The organism is Pseudoalteromonas carrageenovora IAM 12662 (genome assembly GCF_900239935.1).
Taxonomy (GTDB): domain Bacteria; phylum Pseudomonadota; class Gammaproteobacteria; order Enterobacterales; family Alteromonadaceae; genus Pseudoalteromonas; species Pseudoalteromonas carrageenovora.
Map to the genome: position 1 here is coordinate 71968 of NZ_LT965928.1, position 16427 is coordinate 88394.

Annotated in this window: 12 protein-coding genes and 1 pseudogene; 10 read left to right on the forward strand and 3 right to left on the reverse strand. The window is 40.8% G+C overall.

What is annotated here, in order from left to right; genetic code table 11:
- Positions 1-140 precede the first annotated feature (140 nt).
- Positions 141-3083 carry a TonB-dependent receptor domain-containing protein gene (locus ALFOR1_RS00375; RefSeq protein WP_104641711.1) on the forward strand — a complete coding sequence of 981 codons (2943 nt, stop codon included), beginning with the start codon at positions 141-143 and terminating at the stop codon, positions 3081-3083.
- 422 nt (positions 3084-3505) lie between these two features.
- Here the strand turns inward: ALFOR1_RS00375 and ALFOR1_RS00380 are convergent, their stop codons facing one another.
- Positions 3506-3979, reverse strand: coding sequence for a Dps family protein (locus ALFOR1_RS00380; RefSeq protein WP_058548797.1), 474 nt, complete (start codon positions 3977-3979; stop codon positions 3506-3508).
- A gap of 334 nt (positions 3980-4313) precedes the next feature.
- Here ALFOR1_RS00380 and ALFOR1_RS00385 point away from each other — a divergent pair, with 334 nt between their 5' ends.
- Positions 4314-4523, forward strand: a complete 210-nt coding sequence (locus ALFOR1_RS00385) for a hypothetical protein (RefSeq protein WP_104641712.1) — start codon at positions 4314-4316, stop codon at positions 4521-4523.
- Here the strand turns inward: ALFOR1_RS00385 and ALFOR1_RS00390 are convergent.
- Together ALFOR1_RS00390 and ALFOR1_RS00395 are read right to left on the reverse strand one after the other, a co-directional pair.
- Complete coding sequence (locus ALFOR1_RS00390; protein WP_058548795.1) at positions 4520-5125, reverse strand: PGAP1-like alpha/beta domain-containing protein; 606 nt, start codon at positions 5123-5125, stop codon at positions 4520-4522. The genes ALFOR1_RS00385 and ALFOR1_RS00390 overlap by 4 nt on opposite strands.
- Positions 5126-5305: 180 nt before the next feature.
- Positions 5306-5842 (reverse strand): YaeQ family protein, encoded by a 537-nt coding sequence (locus tag ALFOR1_RS00395; protein WP_058548794.1) that lies wholly within the window; start codon positions 5840-5842, stop codon positions 5306-5308.
- Positions 5843-5933: 91 nt separating this feature from the next.
- Between ALFOR1_RS00395 and ylqF the strand changes: the two genes are divergently transcribed.
- From ylqF to fusA, 8 genes and pseudogenes are all read left to right on the forward strand, one after another.
- On the forward strand, positions 5934-6878 hold the full coding sequence (ylqF, locus tag ALFOR1_RS00400; RefSeq protein WP_058548793.1) for a ribosome biogenesis GTPase YlqF: 945 nt from the start codon (positions 5934-5936) through the stop codon (positions 6876-6878).
- A 560-nt stretch (positions 6879-7438) separates the two neighbouring features.
- A pseudogene (locus ALFOR1_RS00405) lies at positions 7439-8681 on the forward strand (OprO/OprP family phosphate-selective porin).
- Between the two features lie 11 nt (positions 8682-8692).
- Complete coding sequence (locus tag ALFOR1_RS00410) at positions 8693-9664, forward strand: Bug family tripartite tricarboxylate transporter substrate binding protein (protein WP_104641713.1); 972 nt, start codon at positions 8693-8695, stop codon at positions 9662-9664.
- Positions 9665-9675: 11 nt separating this feature from the next.
- On the forward strand, positions 9676-10143 hold the full coding sequence (locus tag ALFOR1_RS00415) for a tripartite tricarboxylate transporter TctB family protein (protein WP_104641714.1): 468 nt from the start codon (positions 9676-9678) through the stop codon (positions 10141-10143).
- Between the two features lie 3 nt (positions 10144-10146).
- On the forward strand, positions 10147-11691 hold the full coding sequence (locus tag ALFOR1_RS00420) for a tripartite tricarboxylate transporter permease (protein WP_104641715.1): 1545 nt from the start codon (positions 10147-10149) through the stop codon (positions 11689-11691).
- Between the two features lie 8 nt (positions 11692-11699).
- Positions 11700-13322: an ATP-binding protein gene (locus tag ALFOR1_RS00425; RefSeq protein ID WP_104641716.1), complete on the forward strand. Its 1623-nt coding sequence runs from the start codon at positions 11700-11702 to the stop codon at positions 13320-13322.
- A gap of 15 nt (positions 13323-13337) precedes the next feature.
- Positions 13338-14063 (forward strand): response regulator, encoded by a 726-nt coding sequence (locus ALFOR1_RS00430; RefSeq protein WP_104641717.1) that lies wholly within the window; start codon positions 13338-13340, stop codon positions 14061-14063.
- 205 nt (positions 14064-14268) lie between these two features.
- The gene (fusA, locus tag ALFOR1_RS00435; RefSeq protein ID WP_058548791.1) at positions 14269-16353 is read left to right on the forward strand and encodes an elongation factor G; all 2085 of its coding nucleotides are present in this window, start codon (positions 14269-14271) and stop codon (positions 16351-16353) included.
- Positions 16354-16427 lie beyond the last annotated feature (74 nt).

The window sequence follows — 16427 nt, forward strand, 5'->3', positions numbered from 1 at the left end:
CTTTTACCCCATCAAACATGCCCTTTACACCAAATAAAAAGCCGACTGAATAAACCTTATAGAGTCTTAAATTTATTCCCCTTAATGTTGCATTCCTTGTAACCAACTAGTTACAAAAATAACAATTCAGGGGAGTTAATATGAAAAAAATAAACAATACAGGTGCACGAGTATTTAAAAAGTCGTCGCTAACAGTAGCGTTAAGTGGTGCAATACTCGCAGGCTTTTCGTTTCAGGGTTTAGCGGCTGAAAACGACGAGATAGAAAAAATAGAACGAGTGCAAGTAACTGGCTCGCGTATTCGCTCAGCTGAGGCTATGTCGTCTGCACCTATTCAGGTTGTAAGTGGTGAGGCTATTGATGCCTCTGGTTCTTTAAATATTCAAGACTTATTATTAGAAAATCCAGCATTTGGCTCGCCTGCTATAAGCCGTACCAACTCTAACTTTAATACTGCCAGCGCAGGTGTTGCAACGGTTGATCTACGTAACTTAGGTTCTAACCGTACGCTTGTTTTAGTTAATGGCCGTCGTTATGTATCAGGTGTACCAGGAAGCTCTGCGGTAGATTTAAACTCTATTCCGAGCCAGTTTATTGAACGCGTAGAAATTATGACCGGCGGTGCCTCATCGGTTTATGGTTCTGATGCGGTGGCAGGTGTAGTTAACTTTGTACTTAAAGATGATTTTGAGGGTTTAGAGTTTGAAGGCCAATATGGCGAATCGAGCGAAGGCGACGACGAATCTCGTCAATTCTCTTTCACTTCAGGTTTAACGAGTGATGATGGCAAAGGCCATGCAATGTTTCATTTAGGTTATTCTGACCAAGGAGCTGTGTTCTCGCGTGACCGTGAGCGCTCTGCTGTAGATCAATTTTCAGGTATTTATTTTGAGGATGATCCGGTTGCAAACCCAGGGTCTATATTTGATGCACAAAGCCCGTTTTTATCTTCATTCCCTCCTCAGGGGCGTTTTAGCGCTGGTGATGATACATTCACTTACGATGCAAATAATAACCTACAAGACAGCTTTAGCACCAATGGCGGTGACGGAGTAGGTGCGAACGGCTTTAATCGTAGTGGCGTAAGAACAATCGCAATACCTACTGAGCGCTATTTGTTTGCTTCAAATGGTAGCTACGAGCTAAATGATAAGCACAGCTTCTTTTTTGAAGGTACGTATGCATCTAGCACAACTAACTCAGAGCTAGAGCCATTTCCGTTTGCATCAGACGATATATACGCTAATGGGCGTGTCCCCATTGAATTTGACGTAAATGGTGAACTTTTACGTAATGCGTTTGTTCCCGACGATATTTATAATGCCGCAACCGATACCGATGGTGATGGCGCACGAGACATATTTTTTGCTAAGCGCTTAAGTGATGTAGGTAACCGCGGTGCACGCGCCGAACGTGATACTTTTCGTTTAGCACTAGGCTTTCAAGGTGAAATTACCGATAACTGGTTTTACGATACTTACTATGTATATGGTAAAACAAAAGAGTTGCAGGTTTCTGGCGGTTTAGTTAACGTACAAAGCTTCCGTCAAGGGTTAGAGGCTGTAATTGATAGCCAAGATTTAGATGGCGACGGCATTACTAATGAAGCTATCTGTATTGATGCAACTGCGCGTGGCTTTAATTGTTCGCCTGTAGATATTTATGGATTTAACTCCCTTTCGCAAGGTGCTATTGATTTTGTAAGTGCACCCAGCACGCTTTCGACCTCTGTTGAGCAAGAGATCATAGGCGGAAATATCTCTGGTGATTTATTTGAACTGCCAGCAGGTATGGTGGGTATAGCGGCCGGTTTTGAATACCGTGAAGAGTTCTCACGTAGTGAGTTTGATGCGCTTCAGCAAGCCGGTCTTAATGCGGGCAATGCTATTCCTGCAACCGAAGGCTCATTTGATGTGACTGAGTACTATGTTGAGGCAAATATTCCAGTACTTGATTCTGTAACTATGAATGCAGCCGTTCGATTATCTGACTACTCAACGGTAGGCAACACAGAAAGCTGGAACGTAGGCGTAGATTGGGAAGTAATAGATAGCTTACGCCTACGCGCTACACGTGCTCGCTCTACTCGTGCGCCCAATATTGATGAGTTATTTTCTCCACCTTCGCAAACTTTCCCAAGCGGGTTGAACGATCCTTGTTTAGGTATTACAAATAGCGGTGGCGGAGCTGCAGGTGATGCGTGTCGTGCGGATGTAGGTGTCGCTAATAATATTGCATCAAATGGCGAATTTACGCTTAACCAGTCAGACCTTCAAGGTATTAGTGGCTTTAACCGCGGTAATCAAGATCTCAAAGAAGAAGTCGGTGACTCAGTAACAGTAGGTTTGGTATTTACACCGGAAGAGTTAATTTCAGGCCTTGATATAACACTTGATTACTTTGATATTGAGATCACTGATGCAATTGTATCAACACCTCGTCAATTTATACTTGATCAATGTTACGGTGGTGGCGATACAAGCTTTTGTGATTTTATAACTCGACGCAGTGGCCCGTCAGGTAATAATAGCGCTGGTTCGCTTGAGTTTATCGACAGCGGTGTATCAAATAGCGGTGGTTTAGGAACAGAAGGTGTTGATTTAACATTAACATACGCTACAGATATTGGCCCTGGCGCGTTTAGAACTCGCCTTGCCTACACCTACTTAATGGATGGTTATAGCATTCCACTTCCGGGGGCTGACAAAGATGAATTCGCTGGTGAAATTGGCGCATCAGAGCACAAAGCTAACTGGAACTTTGGTTATAAACTTAATGATTTTGATTTTAACTGGAGCCTAACTTACATTGGTGCTGCTGACTTTGATGATCAATTTTTAAGTGGCTTTGGTATAGCTCCAGGTGGTATAGGAATAGGCTCAGTAACGTATCACGATGTACAAGCAAGCTACCATATTAATGATTCAATGGAGTTATATGCAGGTGCTAATAATTTATTTGATAAAGAGCCACCACGCATTTTATCTGGCGTAAGTGGCTCAAGCACCGGTACTGAAACCGATGCAGGCACGTATGACCCAATTGGCCAGTCATTTTACATAGGCTTTAGAAGCAAATTCTAACCAATAGAGCGATTTAAATAGCATTGTTTAATTAATTACGTTCGCAAAGCCCCAACAACTACTGGGGCTTTTTTATTTGAGCGGAATAATACCAACCCGCATGAATCTTTGATCAATTTAACGAATTAAATTGCACTATAACGTCGTTAAAAATTTTTTATTTAGAACAACTAGATACAAAAGTTTCTGCCTAGTTCTAGCATAATTTTCTTAACGTTAAATAGGCCTCATATATAAGCAGATTGGTACAACGGTGACTATTTAAATGATTTAATTTCCGCTTAAACCAAAAACAACGCCACTGGTAACAGGGGTGTTGTTTAGTATTGGGAGGTGACTAATATAGTAACCGAATCGCTTAGTTATTTAACGATTTATCCCTATTTGTGCCCTCATTATTGAGGGCTTTTTTTTGCTTAAATTTAATCTAAGTAAGCTTTAAGCATCCACACAAGTTTTTCTTGCTCTGAGATGTAATCACCCATTAATGATGCAGTACCTTCATCGTCTGCCTCACCTGCTTGGCTTAATACTTCGCGTTGCATTTTAATTAGTGTGCTGTAACCCGCTAGTAGGTTTTCTACTGCAGCTGTACCATCGCTAATGTTTTTGGCTTCTTTAATTTCACTTACTTCTAAGTAATCTGAAAACGCATGCAGTGGCGCGCCATCTAGCGTCAAAATACGCTCTGCAATTTCATCTACTTTTTCAAGTAGTAAATTATAAATTTCTTCAAATTTGATATGTAATTCAAAAAAGTTACGACCTTTAATATTCCAGTGAAAGCCACGCGCATTCATGTACTGAATTTGGTAGCTGCTCAATAAAGTATTGAGAGATTTTACGATGTCTTCACTTTTTTCGCTGTTTAAACCAATGGCATTTACATGTGACATAACTTGCTCCTTGAATAACGGTTTGTTTGTTAACTTGTGATAAGTATTACGGATTTTAATTATTTAGTAAAATCGTTTAGAATTATTAAAGTGATAGCTTTAACCTATCAATGTTTACAAATACTTACTCATTTTACTCTATTATTAGACATGGGTTTGATTAATTAAAATACCACCCCTTGGACGTAAATAAATCCTAAAGTTGTGTAAATTATGATCTAAAACAAACTTTATCCAAGGCAGAACTACGAGCTTTTTATTTATTGATTTAGGTCAAAAATCACACGTTTTATTGGCGCATAATTATGTTATCGAAATAATCGGGAGAGATAACATGCATGCAAAAACAGCAAAACAAAATAAAGCAGAGTTAATTGTGGTCGGTATCGCAGTGGTTGCATTTTTACTGGGAGTGATAGCGCATTTAGCTGGAGCAAGTTTGGCTAACTCAGATACGTTTGGCTACATAGCCGCGCCAATACCGCTTATTTTAGGTACCATATTTTTAATTAGCTATAAAATAGCAGCCAATGCAGAGGACTAATCGTCCTCACTCAAGCATTTTAAAATGTAATCGAGCACTTGGCGCGAATAAATCATACTGGTATGGCTTAAGTGAAACACTTTATGTTCAGCCATACCTTTGAGTTTAGTTTCATCTAGTAATACAGTGCCATCTGATTGGCTGCCTTTAACTATTAATGGCATTAGCCCTATAGGTAAGTCGCCGGCAATACTATAAAGCTTGGCTTTAAAAGGCCAATTACCATTTTTAGTTAATAAAAATTCCACGCTATTTTTTAAAAATGATTCAAACCCTTTTTGCTTCATTTTTTGCGCAATATGGCTACCTTTATGTGGCGTACCTAGGGTAATAACCTTAGTAACATGCTGACTAGCAGGGGAGTTTGCTTCTAAATATGCACGCGCAATAAGTCCACCCATAGAGTGGCATACAAGCGCTGAAGGTTCGTTAGCTATACATTCATCAATTTGAGCAAAAATAGTATCGCGATTTGGGTCAAGCGTATTGTAGGTAATATTTAATACGGTCATCCCCGACTCTTCAAGGCGTGAGCAAAGTGGGCGCATAACAAAGCCAGACATATACAAACCATGTAAAACAATAACGTGCTTAACTTTCATATGCCCCTAATACTAATTTTATTAAAACATGATCATTCTAGCGTATTAAATAACCCGCTACCTGCGTTAAAAATTATTTATATAGAACAACTATATAAATAATTTCGCCTTGTTACCGACTTATTTCCTTGTCGCTATAATAGATAACTAATTTAATGCAATTGGTATAACCTATCTTAGTTACATTAATTGCTGCGGCTTAATTTCAATATTAGTTGTATCGGTGCTTACCCATATTTCACCATCTTGTACGGTAATAGTGAGTTTTATATTTCGATCAACTAAATCGGCTAATGCTTGAGTAGCTGCATAATCGAGGCTAAAAATACTTAAGTTTTTAAATTCATATAACTTAGGCTGATGCTTTTGCCACCAAATTGTTTGATTATTTTCGCCGTAAGTATAAAGCACCACTTTTTTAGATTTATTGCAGGCCTTTTTAAGGCGTTTTTCATCAGGTAGCCCCAACTCAATCCATAGCTCTATTTCTTCACTGTAGTTTACATGCCAAAGCTCTGGTTCATCATCAGCACTTAACCCCTTAGTAAATTCTAAACCATCGCAACTATTTAGCGCAAAAGCGAGTAAGCGAATCATCAAGCGTTGATCAGTTTCTGATGGGTGCTGCGCTAAGGTTAAATTAAAATCTTGGTACACGTAACGATCCATATCGCTAAGCGATAACTGCGCTTTAATAATGGTAGATTTAAGAGCCATAATGTCTAATCTGAAAAAATTTGCGCCAGTATAGCGCAATTAAATGAATTGCCAGTTAAAATAGCGTCAAATTATACGTTAGGAGTTAAAAATGGCTATCCAGTGGTTCCCTGGGCACATGAATAAAGCCCGAAATGAAATTAAAGAAATAATGCCACAAATGGATGTGATCATTGAAGTGCTAGATGCACGCATTCCTTATAGTAGCGAAAACCCAATGGTGACAACTTTGCGCGAAGGTAAACCGGTCATCAAAATTCTAAATAAGGCTGATTTAGCCGATCCTAAAATGACCCAAGCGTGGAAAGATTACTTTGAGCAAGAAAGTGGCGTTAAAGCCATTGCTTTTGGGCATGATAAAGCAGCTGAAGTACACCGTATTAACGAGCTTTGTAAAAAATTAGTGCCGCATAAAGTAGGTGCCGATAAGCAAATTAAAGCCATGATAATGGGTATTCCGAACGTTGGTAAATCTACATTAATAAATGTATTGGCTGGGCGTATAGTGGCAAAAACAGGTAATGAGCCTGCAGTTACTAAGGCGCAGCAACGCATTAAGCTTGAAGATGGCATTATGCTTTACGACACACCAGGAATGCTTTGGCCTAAAGTAGAGAACGAAAACTCAGGTTATCGTTTAGGTGCAACTGGTGCAATACGTGACACAGCACTGGAATACGAAGAAGTAGCAAGTTACACCGCTGAGTATTTACTACGTGCATACCCAGAGCTTTTAAAAGCTCGCTATAAAATTGCCGAACTGCCAGAAAGTGACTGGGAATTTGTAGAAATGGCCGGTAAAAAGCGCGGCTGTATCCGAGGTGGTAATCAAATAGACACGTATAAAATGTCTGAAATACTCATAAACGAACTTCGTGATGGCATTATTGGTCGCATCACCATGGAAACCCCTGCCATGCGTGAAGAGGAAGAAATTATGGTAGCAGGATTACGCGCCGCTGCAGAAGCTAAAAAAGCAGCTAAAGAAGAAGAGAAAAAACAGCGCCGTGCACGCGCCCGAAAAAACCGCCGTTAATGGATTAATTTATGTGAGTATGCGACTCACTAAATTACAGACATAAAAAAAGCCCGAAAGGGCTTTTTTAGTTTCATATCTACCGTCACCGATATGAGCAATGTAGCAAGTAAAATAGTAGGGCGGTTACTTATCATCAACATCAAGGGGCGTTGCGGTTCATAACAAGTAACCATAGCTGTTTACGTGCGCCACACGTTGTTTCAGGGTCGAGAAACAAATCAGTTCATTCCTTAACAAGGGGTATGTATTCCGTCTTGTTGATATTGATTATCAGTTAGATCTAGTAAACTGTCAACACCCAAATACAAATAATTCTTATTTTATTTCGTGCGTTTTTTATTCAGGTTCTGAGCGAGCGGTTAACGCTGGCTTGTTTTTTAATTTTGTTCATTTTGCTCATGGTTTTAATGAACAAAAAGCACTTAACGATCATCAATGCACCTTTCCCTCAAAATATTTCGTTAATTTCCCGTTAACAATAAGCTGCGCGTTAGATAGCAGTTTGTCGTCGCATATCTACCTGACAATAAATACACAAACACAGCGTGGAGAAAATAATGAAAGCAAGTAACACACAGCTCGCTTTGGCAATTACAGCAGCATTAGTTAGCACATCTGCTTTAGCTGATAACGATACTCAAAAACTACAAGCGCAATTAGATGCATTGCAAAAAGAAGTTAACGCTTTAAAAACATCAAGTAGCTTTAATTTAGAGTTTGGAGGGCGAGTACAGCTTGATTACAACTATTTTGAAGGTGCCTATAACGCAGGTAATGATGGCTCAGGCGGGAGCGATTTTTTCCCTCGCCGTATTCGTACCTACGTAGAGAGTGAGCATGGTAACTGGGATCACAAATTACTTTTAGAATTTGGCGAAGGTGACGCCGAAATTGTGCTTGCACGTGTACGTTATGCATTTGAAAACGGCCTTAAAATTAAAGCCGGTAAAATCCGCGAAGACATGTCGCTAAACGCACTTACTAGCTCAAAACATATTAATACTATTGAGCGTAGTGCTGTTGCCAATACTTTCTCGCCCTTTTTTCGTTGGGGCGTATCTGCTTATCAATACTTTAAAGACTCAGGTTTTCGTTTTGCCGTTGGGGTTTATAAAAATGATGCCTTTGGTGCAACGGGTAATAATGAAAACGACCGCCTAACGCTTGCTCTTACAGGGCGTGCTACGTGGTCGAGCGCAGCGCCAGGCGACGTAATTCATTTAGGTGCGTGGCATTCATACCGCGATATGGGTGGCAATGAACTAGGAGCGCGTTTTGCCCGTGGTGAAGTACGTGAAACTAATGTACGCCTAGTTAATTATGCTGCAGGCGGGACAACAGTTGCACTGGATAGCTTATCGCAGTCGGGGCTTGAATTTGCTTTTCAGGCTGACTCTTTAACATTAGAGGCCGAATACGCAAGCCGCGCATTAGATGCACTTAATAGTAGCGATGACTTAGATGCAGAGCGTTTTGACGGCTTTCATGTCTCAGCAAGTTACTTTTTAGGGGGGGGAGCAACGACAGTACAAAGCAGGTTCTGCTCTATTTGTACAACCTAAAAATATAAAAAATGCATGGGAGCTTGTTGCGCGTGTTTCACAAATGGATGCAACGAGTAAAAACCAAGGCAGTGAAGTAACCACTTTCACCCTAGGAACAAGTTATTACGTCAGTAGCGACATTAAATTTATGGGCAACCTTATCTACAGCGATGTAGAGGGCCCAGGCACCGCTGCGCTTGTAGGTGATGAAGACTCTGGTATGGGCTTTAGTGCACGTATGCAGTATTTATTTTAAGGAGACACACAATGAAATTATTTAAGTCAGTTAAAACAACTTTATTAGCGGCATCATTAGTACTAAGCAGCCCCATGGCAATGGCCGATATTCACTTTTTAGTTCCAGCAGGCCCAGGAGGCGGTTGGGATACAACAGCACGCGGTGTAGGTGAAGGTTTAGTAAAGGCAGGCATCGACAACAATGCGTCTTTTCAAAATATGTCAGGTGGCGGCGGTGGACGAGCAATTGCCTACTTAATAGAATCAGGTACTAAAAAAGGTGATATTTTAATGGTTAACTCAACGCCTATAGTGTTGCGAGCATTAACCGGAAAGATTCCTTACAGTTACCGAGATTTAACACCAGTAGCAAGTATGATTGCTGATTTTGGCGCATTTGTTGTACGTAACGATTCACCTTATAAAACGTGGCAAGATGTCATTAAAGCACTTAAAGAAGACCCAAGTTCAATTAAAGTAGCTGGTGGCTCAGCTCGTGGCAGCATGGATCATTTAGTTGCTGCACAAGCGGCTAAAGCGGGCGGTGTTGACGGTCGTAGAATTCGTTATATTCCATATGATGGCGGTGGCAAAGCAAAAGCAGGCCTACTCTCTGGTGAGGTTAACTTACTTTCGACTGGTTTAAGCGAAGCATTAGAAGTTGCCAATGGCGGACAGGCTCGTGTGTTAGCCGTTACATCGCCTGAGGCTTTAACTGATTACCCACAAATACCGACGTTCAAGTCGATGGGTTACGATATGGAATTTGTTAATTGGCGTGGTTTTTTTGCAGCCCCTAACTTACCTGCTGATAAGTTAGCTCAATACACTGAAAAGCTTCGTAAATTACAATCAACCCCTGAGTGGGAAACCGTTCGTGCGCGAAATGGCTGGTTAAATCTTTTTCAGGAAAAAGATGAATTTATTAAGTCACTCGAAAAACAAGAAGCGCAGCTTAGAGTGGTTATGCAAGAGCTTGGCTTTATTCGTAAAGCGGATTAATCGAGGTTTTTATGATGAAACGCGAACTACTAGGGCCAAGTTTATTCTTGGCGCTATTTACTCTTTACGCCGTGGTGGCGTGGCAAATTCCACTATTGCCATTTGAAGAATACGAAACGGTTACTTCTGCTACGTTACCAAAAGTGTACGCTGCTTTTGGTATTGTGGTGTGCTTGCTTTCTATTGGTTCCACTTTACTTAGGCCAAACGAAAAAGCAGCAGAAAACCAGCCATTAGAAATATCGCATGTTGTACGCACTTTAGGCTTATTAGTTTTAATGGTGATTTATAGTGCGGTGTTAGAGCCTGTGGGCTTTTTAATATCTACAAGCGCTTTTTTATTAGCAGGTTTTTTTGTAATGGGTGAAAGGCGCAAGAAAATTTTATTATTTGCCTCTATTCCTGTTGCTGTGGTGTTTTGGTTTTTGATGACTCAAGTATTAGGTATTTACTTGGTTCCGGGCGATTTGTGGAGTTAAGTTATGTTTGATGGAATTATGCTTGGTTTGTCGACCGTGCTCGACTTTAATAATTTAATGTACGTGATAGCTGGCTGTTTGGTCGGTACGTTTATTGGTATGTTACCTGGGCTTGGGCCTATAACTGCAATTGCTCTGATGATCCCCATTACTTATAGCATAGGCGCTGATTCGGGTATGATTTTAATGGCCGGTGTTTATTATGGCGCAATTTTTGGCGGCTCTACATCATCTATTTTAATTAATGCACCGGGGGTGGCGGGTACGGTGGCTTCATCTTTTGACGGCTACCCACTAGCAAAGCAAGGTCATGCAGGTAAAGCTTTGGCTATTGCTGCTTATTCCTCCTTTATAGGCGGAACAATAGGCGCCATACTACTTATGGTTGCCGCGCCTTTATTAGCAAAGGTGTCGTTGAGTTTTCAGTCTCCTGATTATGTTGTACTTATGTTTTTAGGTTTAACAGCCATTGCTGCATTTTCAAATAAAGGCCAGTTTTTAAAAGCAATGATGATGACCGTATTTGGTCTAATGCTGGCAACGGTAGGTATAGACCCTTCATCGGGCACTGAGCGCTTTACCTTTAGCCAAGCCGACTTACTTGATGGCATTAGCTTTTTATTAATTGCAATGGCAACGTTTGCCCTTGCTGAGGCATTAATTAATGTTGTTAAGCCAGAGAAAAAAGACGCTAAAAGCCTTAATGATTCAGACACTCCACAAATTGGCTCAACTAAATTAACAAAAGACGAAGTTAAAGATATGGCACCGGTTGTTGGCCGTTCGTCATTCTTAGGGTTTATTGTTGGTGTTTTACCTGGCGCTGGAGCCACTATTGCAAGCTTTATGGCGTATGCCACTGAACGAAATTTGGCACCTAAAGGCCTAAAAGAGAAGTTTGGTAAGGGCTCTTTACGTGGTTTAGCCGCTCCTGAATCAGCGAATAATGCTGCGTGCACAGGTTCATTTGTTCCTTTACTAACTTTAGGTATTCCAGGCTCTGGCACTACGGCTATTATGCTTGGGGCACTAATCGCTTACGGCATTCAGCCAGGCCCTATGCTTATGCAAGAAAACCCTAGCGTGTTTTGGTCTGTAATTGTAAGTATGTATTTTGGCAATATTGTTTTATTAATTTTAAACCTGCCACTCATTCCTTATTTCGCAAAAGTATTGGCAATGCCAAAGTCGGTATTAACTATTATGATTTTGTTCTTTAGCTTAATTGGTGTGTACTTGGTGTCGTTTAACACATTCGACTTATTTATGATGGTTGGCGTTGCTTTGGTTGCGTTAGTATTGCGCCTATTGGCCTTTCCAATGGCACCGTTGTTACTGGGCTTTATTTTAGGAGACATGATTGAGCGTAACTTTCGTCGCTCAATGATGATTTCTGATGGCTCTTTAAGCTTTTTATGGGACAGACCACTTACGTTAAGTATTTTTATACTGTCTATTTTAGTGCTGTTGTTTCCTTTAAAGGATTACTTAAAGCAGCGCCGTGCAGATAAAACAGCGTCTAAGTTACAGCAAGAACAAGCTCAATAGAGAGATAAATGATTAACACCAACAAGCTAAACCCTTTGCAAAGCATGGTCAAAAAACCTAAACGATTAGAAACACGTTTAATTATTTGGGTAACAGGGCTATGTGTTTTACAAGCAATATTGTTTGGGGCGTTGGTGTATCAGCTTACAGCGCAAAGTTTACATAACCACATAGGTGATAAAGCACTGGCGGTAGCTAATAGTATTGCAACACGTACAGATGTAATAAATGCGTTAGAGATAAAAAACGACTTATCAGCGTTTAACTCGCAAATAGAGACCCTCACAGAGCTCACAGGTGCTGACTTTATTGTAGTTGGCGATATTAATGCACTGCGCATTATACATCCAGATGAGCGAAAAATTGGTAAACCTATGGTTGGGGGAGATAGCCAAAACGCTCTTAATGGTGAACGCTATATATCGGTTGCGCATGGCAGTATGGGGGAGTCTATTCGTGGAAAAGTACCCGTATATAATGCTAATAATGAAATTATAGGATTAGTGTCTGTTGGCTTTTTGGTGCAATCAATTAATCCGCTTATTTTATCGCGTAGTGCTGAAATACTTATTTGGGGACTACTGCTTGTTGGCTTGAGTATTGTAGCGGCTGTTTATATTGGGCAGCGAGTACGTAATGCAATATTTGGATTACAACCTGATGAAATAGGAAGGTTATTTTCAGAGCAGGATGCTATTTTAAATACGGTCCGAAGCGGTATTATTGCACTTGAACCCGATGGCAAAGTCCGAAAGTTAAACCAACGTGCCTGCGAAATTTTGGATAAACCAACATCTACAATTAATAAAAACCTCACCCTTGAAGATCTACTACCAGAACATGCTGAATTTTTACTGCGAAATCAAAGCCGTAAAATTGTTGGGTTTGAGCTGTTTGCAGCAGATAAACGGATTATTTTGTCGCGCTTTTCTTTACAGGTTCAGGGCCAGACCGATGGCATTTTACTCAGTATGCGCCCATCTGATGAACTGGAATATTTAAGCCAGCAGCTAACAAAAGTACAAGCATTTGCGGAGCTACTACGTGTGCAAACCCATGATTACTCAAATAAACTAAACCTGATTGGGGCTTTGGTGCAAATGGGTAAAAATGAGCAAGCAATTGAACTTATAGGGCAAGAGAGCCAGGGCTCTCAAGCGCAAATTCATAACTTACTTGAACGAATTCAAGACCCTGTACTAGCCGGTTTGCTAGTGGGTAAATACCATAAAGCACGAGAGCTTAATGTTACATTAGAGCTAAACCCAGATAGCCTGCTAGGTGTTATAGCGCGCAAAGATATGCTCGAAAGGGTAGTCTCCATCTTAGGCAACTTAATAGATAACGCCATAGAAGCGGCTATTAGAGCTTCAGATACTCGCGACCCGGTTGTAAGAGTGACGGTGGATGAAACCAGTCAAACTTTATTGTTTGATGTAGAAGATACCGGGTTTGGCTTAGGTTCAGACCACGAGGTTATTTTTACGCCACAATTTAGCTCTAAATCTGGGGCGCAACATGGTATCGGTTTGTATTTGGTTAAAACCAATTTAGACTCGTGCCGTGGTAGTTTAGAAATAGGTGAGTCTGATTTACTAGGGGCGCGCTTAAGTGTTTATATTCCAAAATAATAAGAGTAATTGAGCATGACCTATTCTGTAATTATAATTGAAGACGAAGTTGAAGTAGCGCAGCTAATTGCACAGTATTTATTGCTGCCAGGCGGTGCTGCGGGAAGTCAAATTGCAAAGCAGAGCTTGCGCCAAGCGCAGTATCAAGTGGTTGGTATTGCAGGTAATTTAAGTACTGCAACAGCCTTGTTACAAGCGATAGAGGCTGATCTTATTTTACTCGACATACACCTGCCTGATGGTAACGGACTGGATTTACTATCGGATTTACGCCGTCGTGAAATCAAAAGTGAAGTAATGCTGCTAACGGCGGCTAAAGAAGTCGAAACGCTTGAAAAAGCAATGCAACTAGGCGCCTGCGACTTTTTAGTTAAACCGTTAATGTTAAACCGCTTAGATCAAGCGTTAGCGCGTTTTGAAACGCGCCAGCAATGTTTTTCTGATGCAAACGAAGTAACACAATCTATGGTCGATTCTTTGTTTGGCTCTAAAGAGCAAACTAAACCAACGGTTAGGTTACCAAAAGGGGTTGATCAGCTTACCTTACAGAAAATTCATGATGCATTTGTACAACATGACGCCTGTGCCTTTACTGCTCAACAAATGGGCGATCTAGTTGGGGTGAGTCGTTCAACTGCTAGGCGCTATTTAGAGTTTTTACTAGAGTCAGAAAAGCTAAGTGCTGATCAAAGCTACGGCAGTATTGGTCGACCGGAGCGTTGCTACAAAATAATTAATTAACTTTCTAAAACCAAAATTACAAGAATAAAACATAATAGTTTTAGTGGCTTATATAATAATCAGTGTTATTTAAATACCACATCTTTCAAATCTAAAAAATTTTTATTGAATTGATTGCATTTTAAGCGACTTGTATGGTGATGTTCGCTTGAAGTAATGCTATACTCCCGCCGAATAATTTATCGACTTTATTAAGAGTAAAATAATGGCAGATTTATCGAAGTACAGAAACATTGGTATTTTCGCGCACGTTGATGCGGGTAAAACCACTACTACTGAGCGTATCCTGAAGCTTACAGGTACTATCCACAAAACTGGTGAGGTTCATGATGGTGAATCTACTACAGATTTCATGGATCAAGAAGCTGAGCGCGGTATTACTATCCAGTCTGCGGCAGTAAGCTGTTTCTGGAAAGATCACCGTTTCAACGTTATCGATACTCCTGGACACGTTGACTTCACAGTTGAAGTTTACCGTTCACTTAAAGTATTAGATGGCGGTGTTGGTGTATTCTGTGGTTCTGGTGGTGTTGAGCCACAATCAGAAACTAACTGGCGTTACGCTAACGAATCAGAAGTTGCACGTATTATCTTCGTAAACAAATTAGACCGTATGGGTGCTGATTTTTACCGTGTAACTGAGCAAGTACGTAAAGTACTTGGTGCTACTCCACTAATCATGACTTTACCAATTGGTATTGAAGATGATTTCGTTGGTGTTGTAGACGTGCTAACTAAAAAAGCATACATCTGGGACGAAACTGGTCTTCCAGAAAACTACGAAATCACAGACGTTCCTGCAGACATGGTAGAAAAAACTGAAGAATACCATGAGATGCTTATCGAAACTGCTGTAGAGCAAGACGATGACCTAATGGAAGCGTACATGGAAGGTGAAGTACCTTCTTTAGAAGATATCAAGCGTTGTATCCGTAAAGGTACTCGTGACCTTGCTTTCTTCCCTACATTCTGTGGTTCTGCATTCAAAAACAAAGGTATGCAACTAGTACTTGATGCTGTTGTTGATTACTTACCAGCACCTACAGAAGTTGATCCTCAACCTCTTATGGATGAAGATGGTAACGAAAACGGCGAGCATGCAATTGTATCTGCTGATGAACCTTTCAAAGCGCTTGCATTCAAAATCATGGATGACCGTTTCGGTGCATTAACATTCGTACGTATCTACTCTGGTAAGCTTAATAAGGGTGACACTATCCTTAACGCGTTTACAGGTAAAACTGAGCGTGTTGGCCGTATGGTTGAGATGCAAGCTGATGAGCGTAAAGAATTAACTAGCGCACAAGCTGGTGACATCATCGCTATCGTAGGTATGAAAAACGTGCAAACTGGTCACACTTTATGTGATCCTAAGCACCCAGTAACACTTGAGCCAATGGTATTCCCAACTCCAGTAATCTCGATTGCTGTACAGCCTAAAGATAAAGGCGGTAATGAGAAAATGGGTGTTGCTATCGGTAAAATGGTTGCAGAAGATCCATCTTTCCAAGTTGAGACTGATGAAGATTCAGGCGAAACTATCCTTAAAGGTATGGGTGAGCTTCACTTAGATATCAAAGTTGATATCCTTAAGCGTACTTACGGTGTAGACCTTATCGTTGGTCAACCACAGGTTGCTTACCGTGAAACTATCACTCGTGAAATCGAAGATAGCTACACGCATAAGAAACAATCTGGTGGTTCTGGTCAGTTTGGTAAAATCGACTACCGCATCAAGCCAGGCGAAGTTGCTTCAGGCTTCACGTTTAAATCATCAGTTGTTGGTGGTAACGTACCTAAAGAATTCTGGCCTGCAGTTGAGAAAGGCTTTAAGTCAATGATGGGCGAAGGTGTTCTAGCTGGCTTCCCAGTACTAGACGTTGAAGTAGAACTTTTTGACGGTGGCTTCCACGCAGTGGATTCATCAGCAATCGCGTTCGAAATCGCTGCTAAAGGTGCTTTCCGTCAATCGATCCCTAAAGCGGGCGCACAACTTCTTGAGCCAATCATGAAAGTTGACGTGTTCACTCCAGAAGATCACGTTGGTGACGTAATCGGTGACCTTAACCGTCGTCGTGGTATGCTAAGCGACCAAGAAGCTGGTTTAACTGGCGTTCGTATTAAAGCTGATGTTCCGTTATCAGAAATGTTCGGTTACATCGGTTCACTACGTACAATGACATCAGGTCGTGGTCAGTTCTCTATGGAGTTCTCACACTACGCAGCATGTCCACAAAACGTAGCTGATACTGTAATCGCTGCAGAAAAAGAGAAAAAAGCTGCTAAGTAATTAGCACTTTAACTCTTTAAAAAAAACCCGCACATGTTGCGGGTTTTTTATTGCCAAAAATTTATATTAGTTAT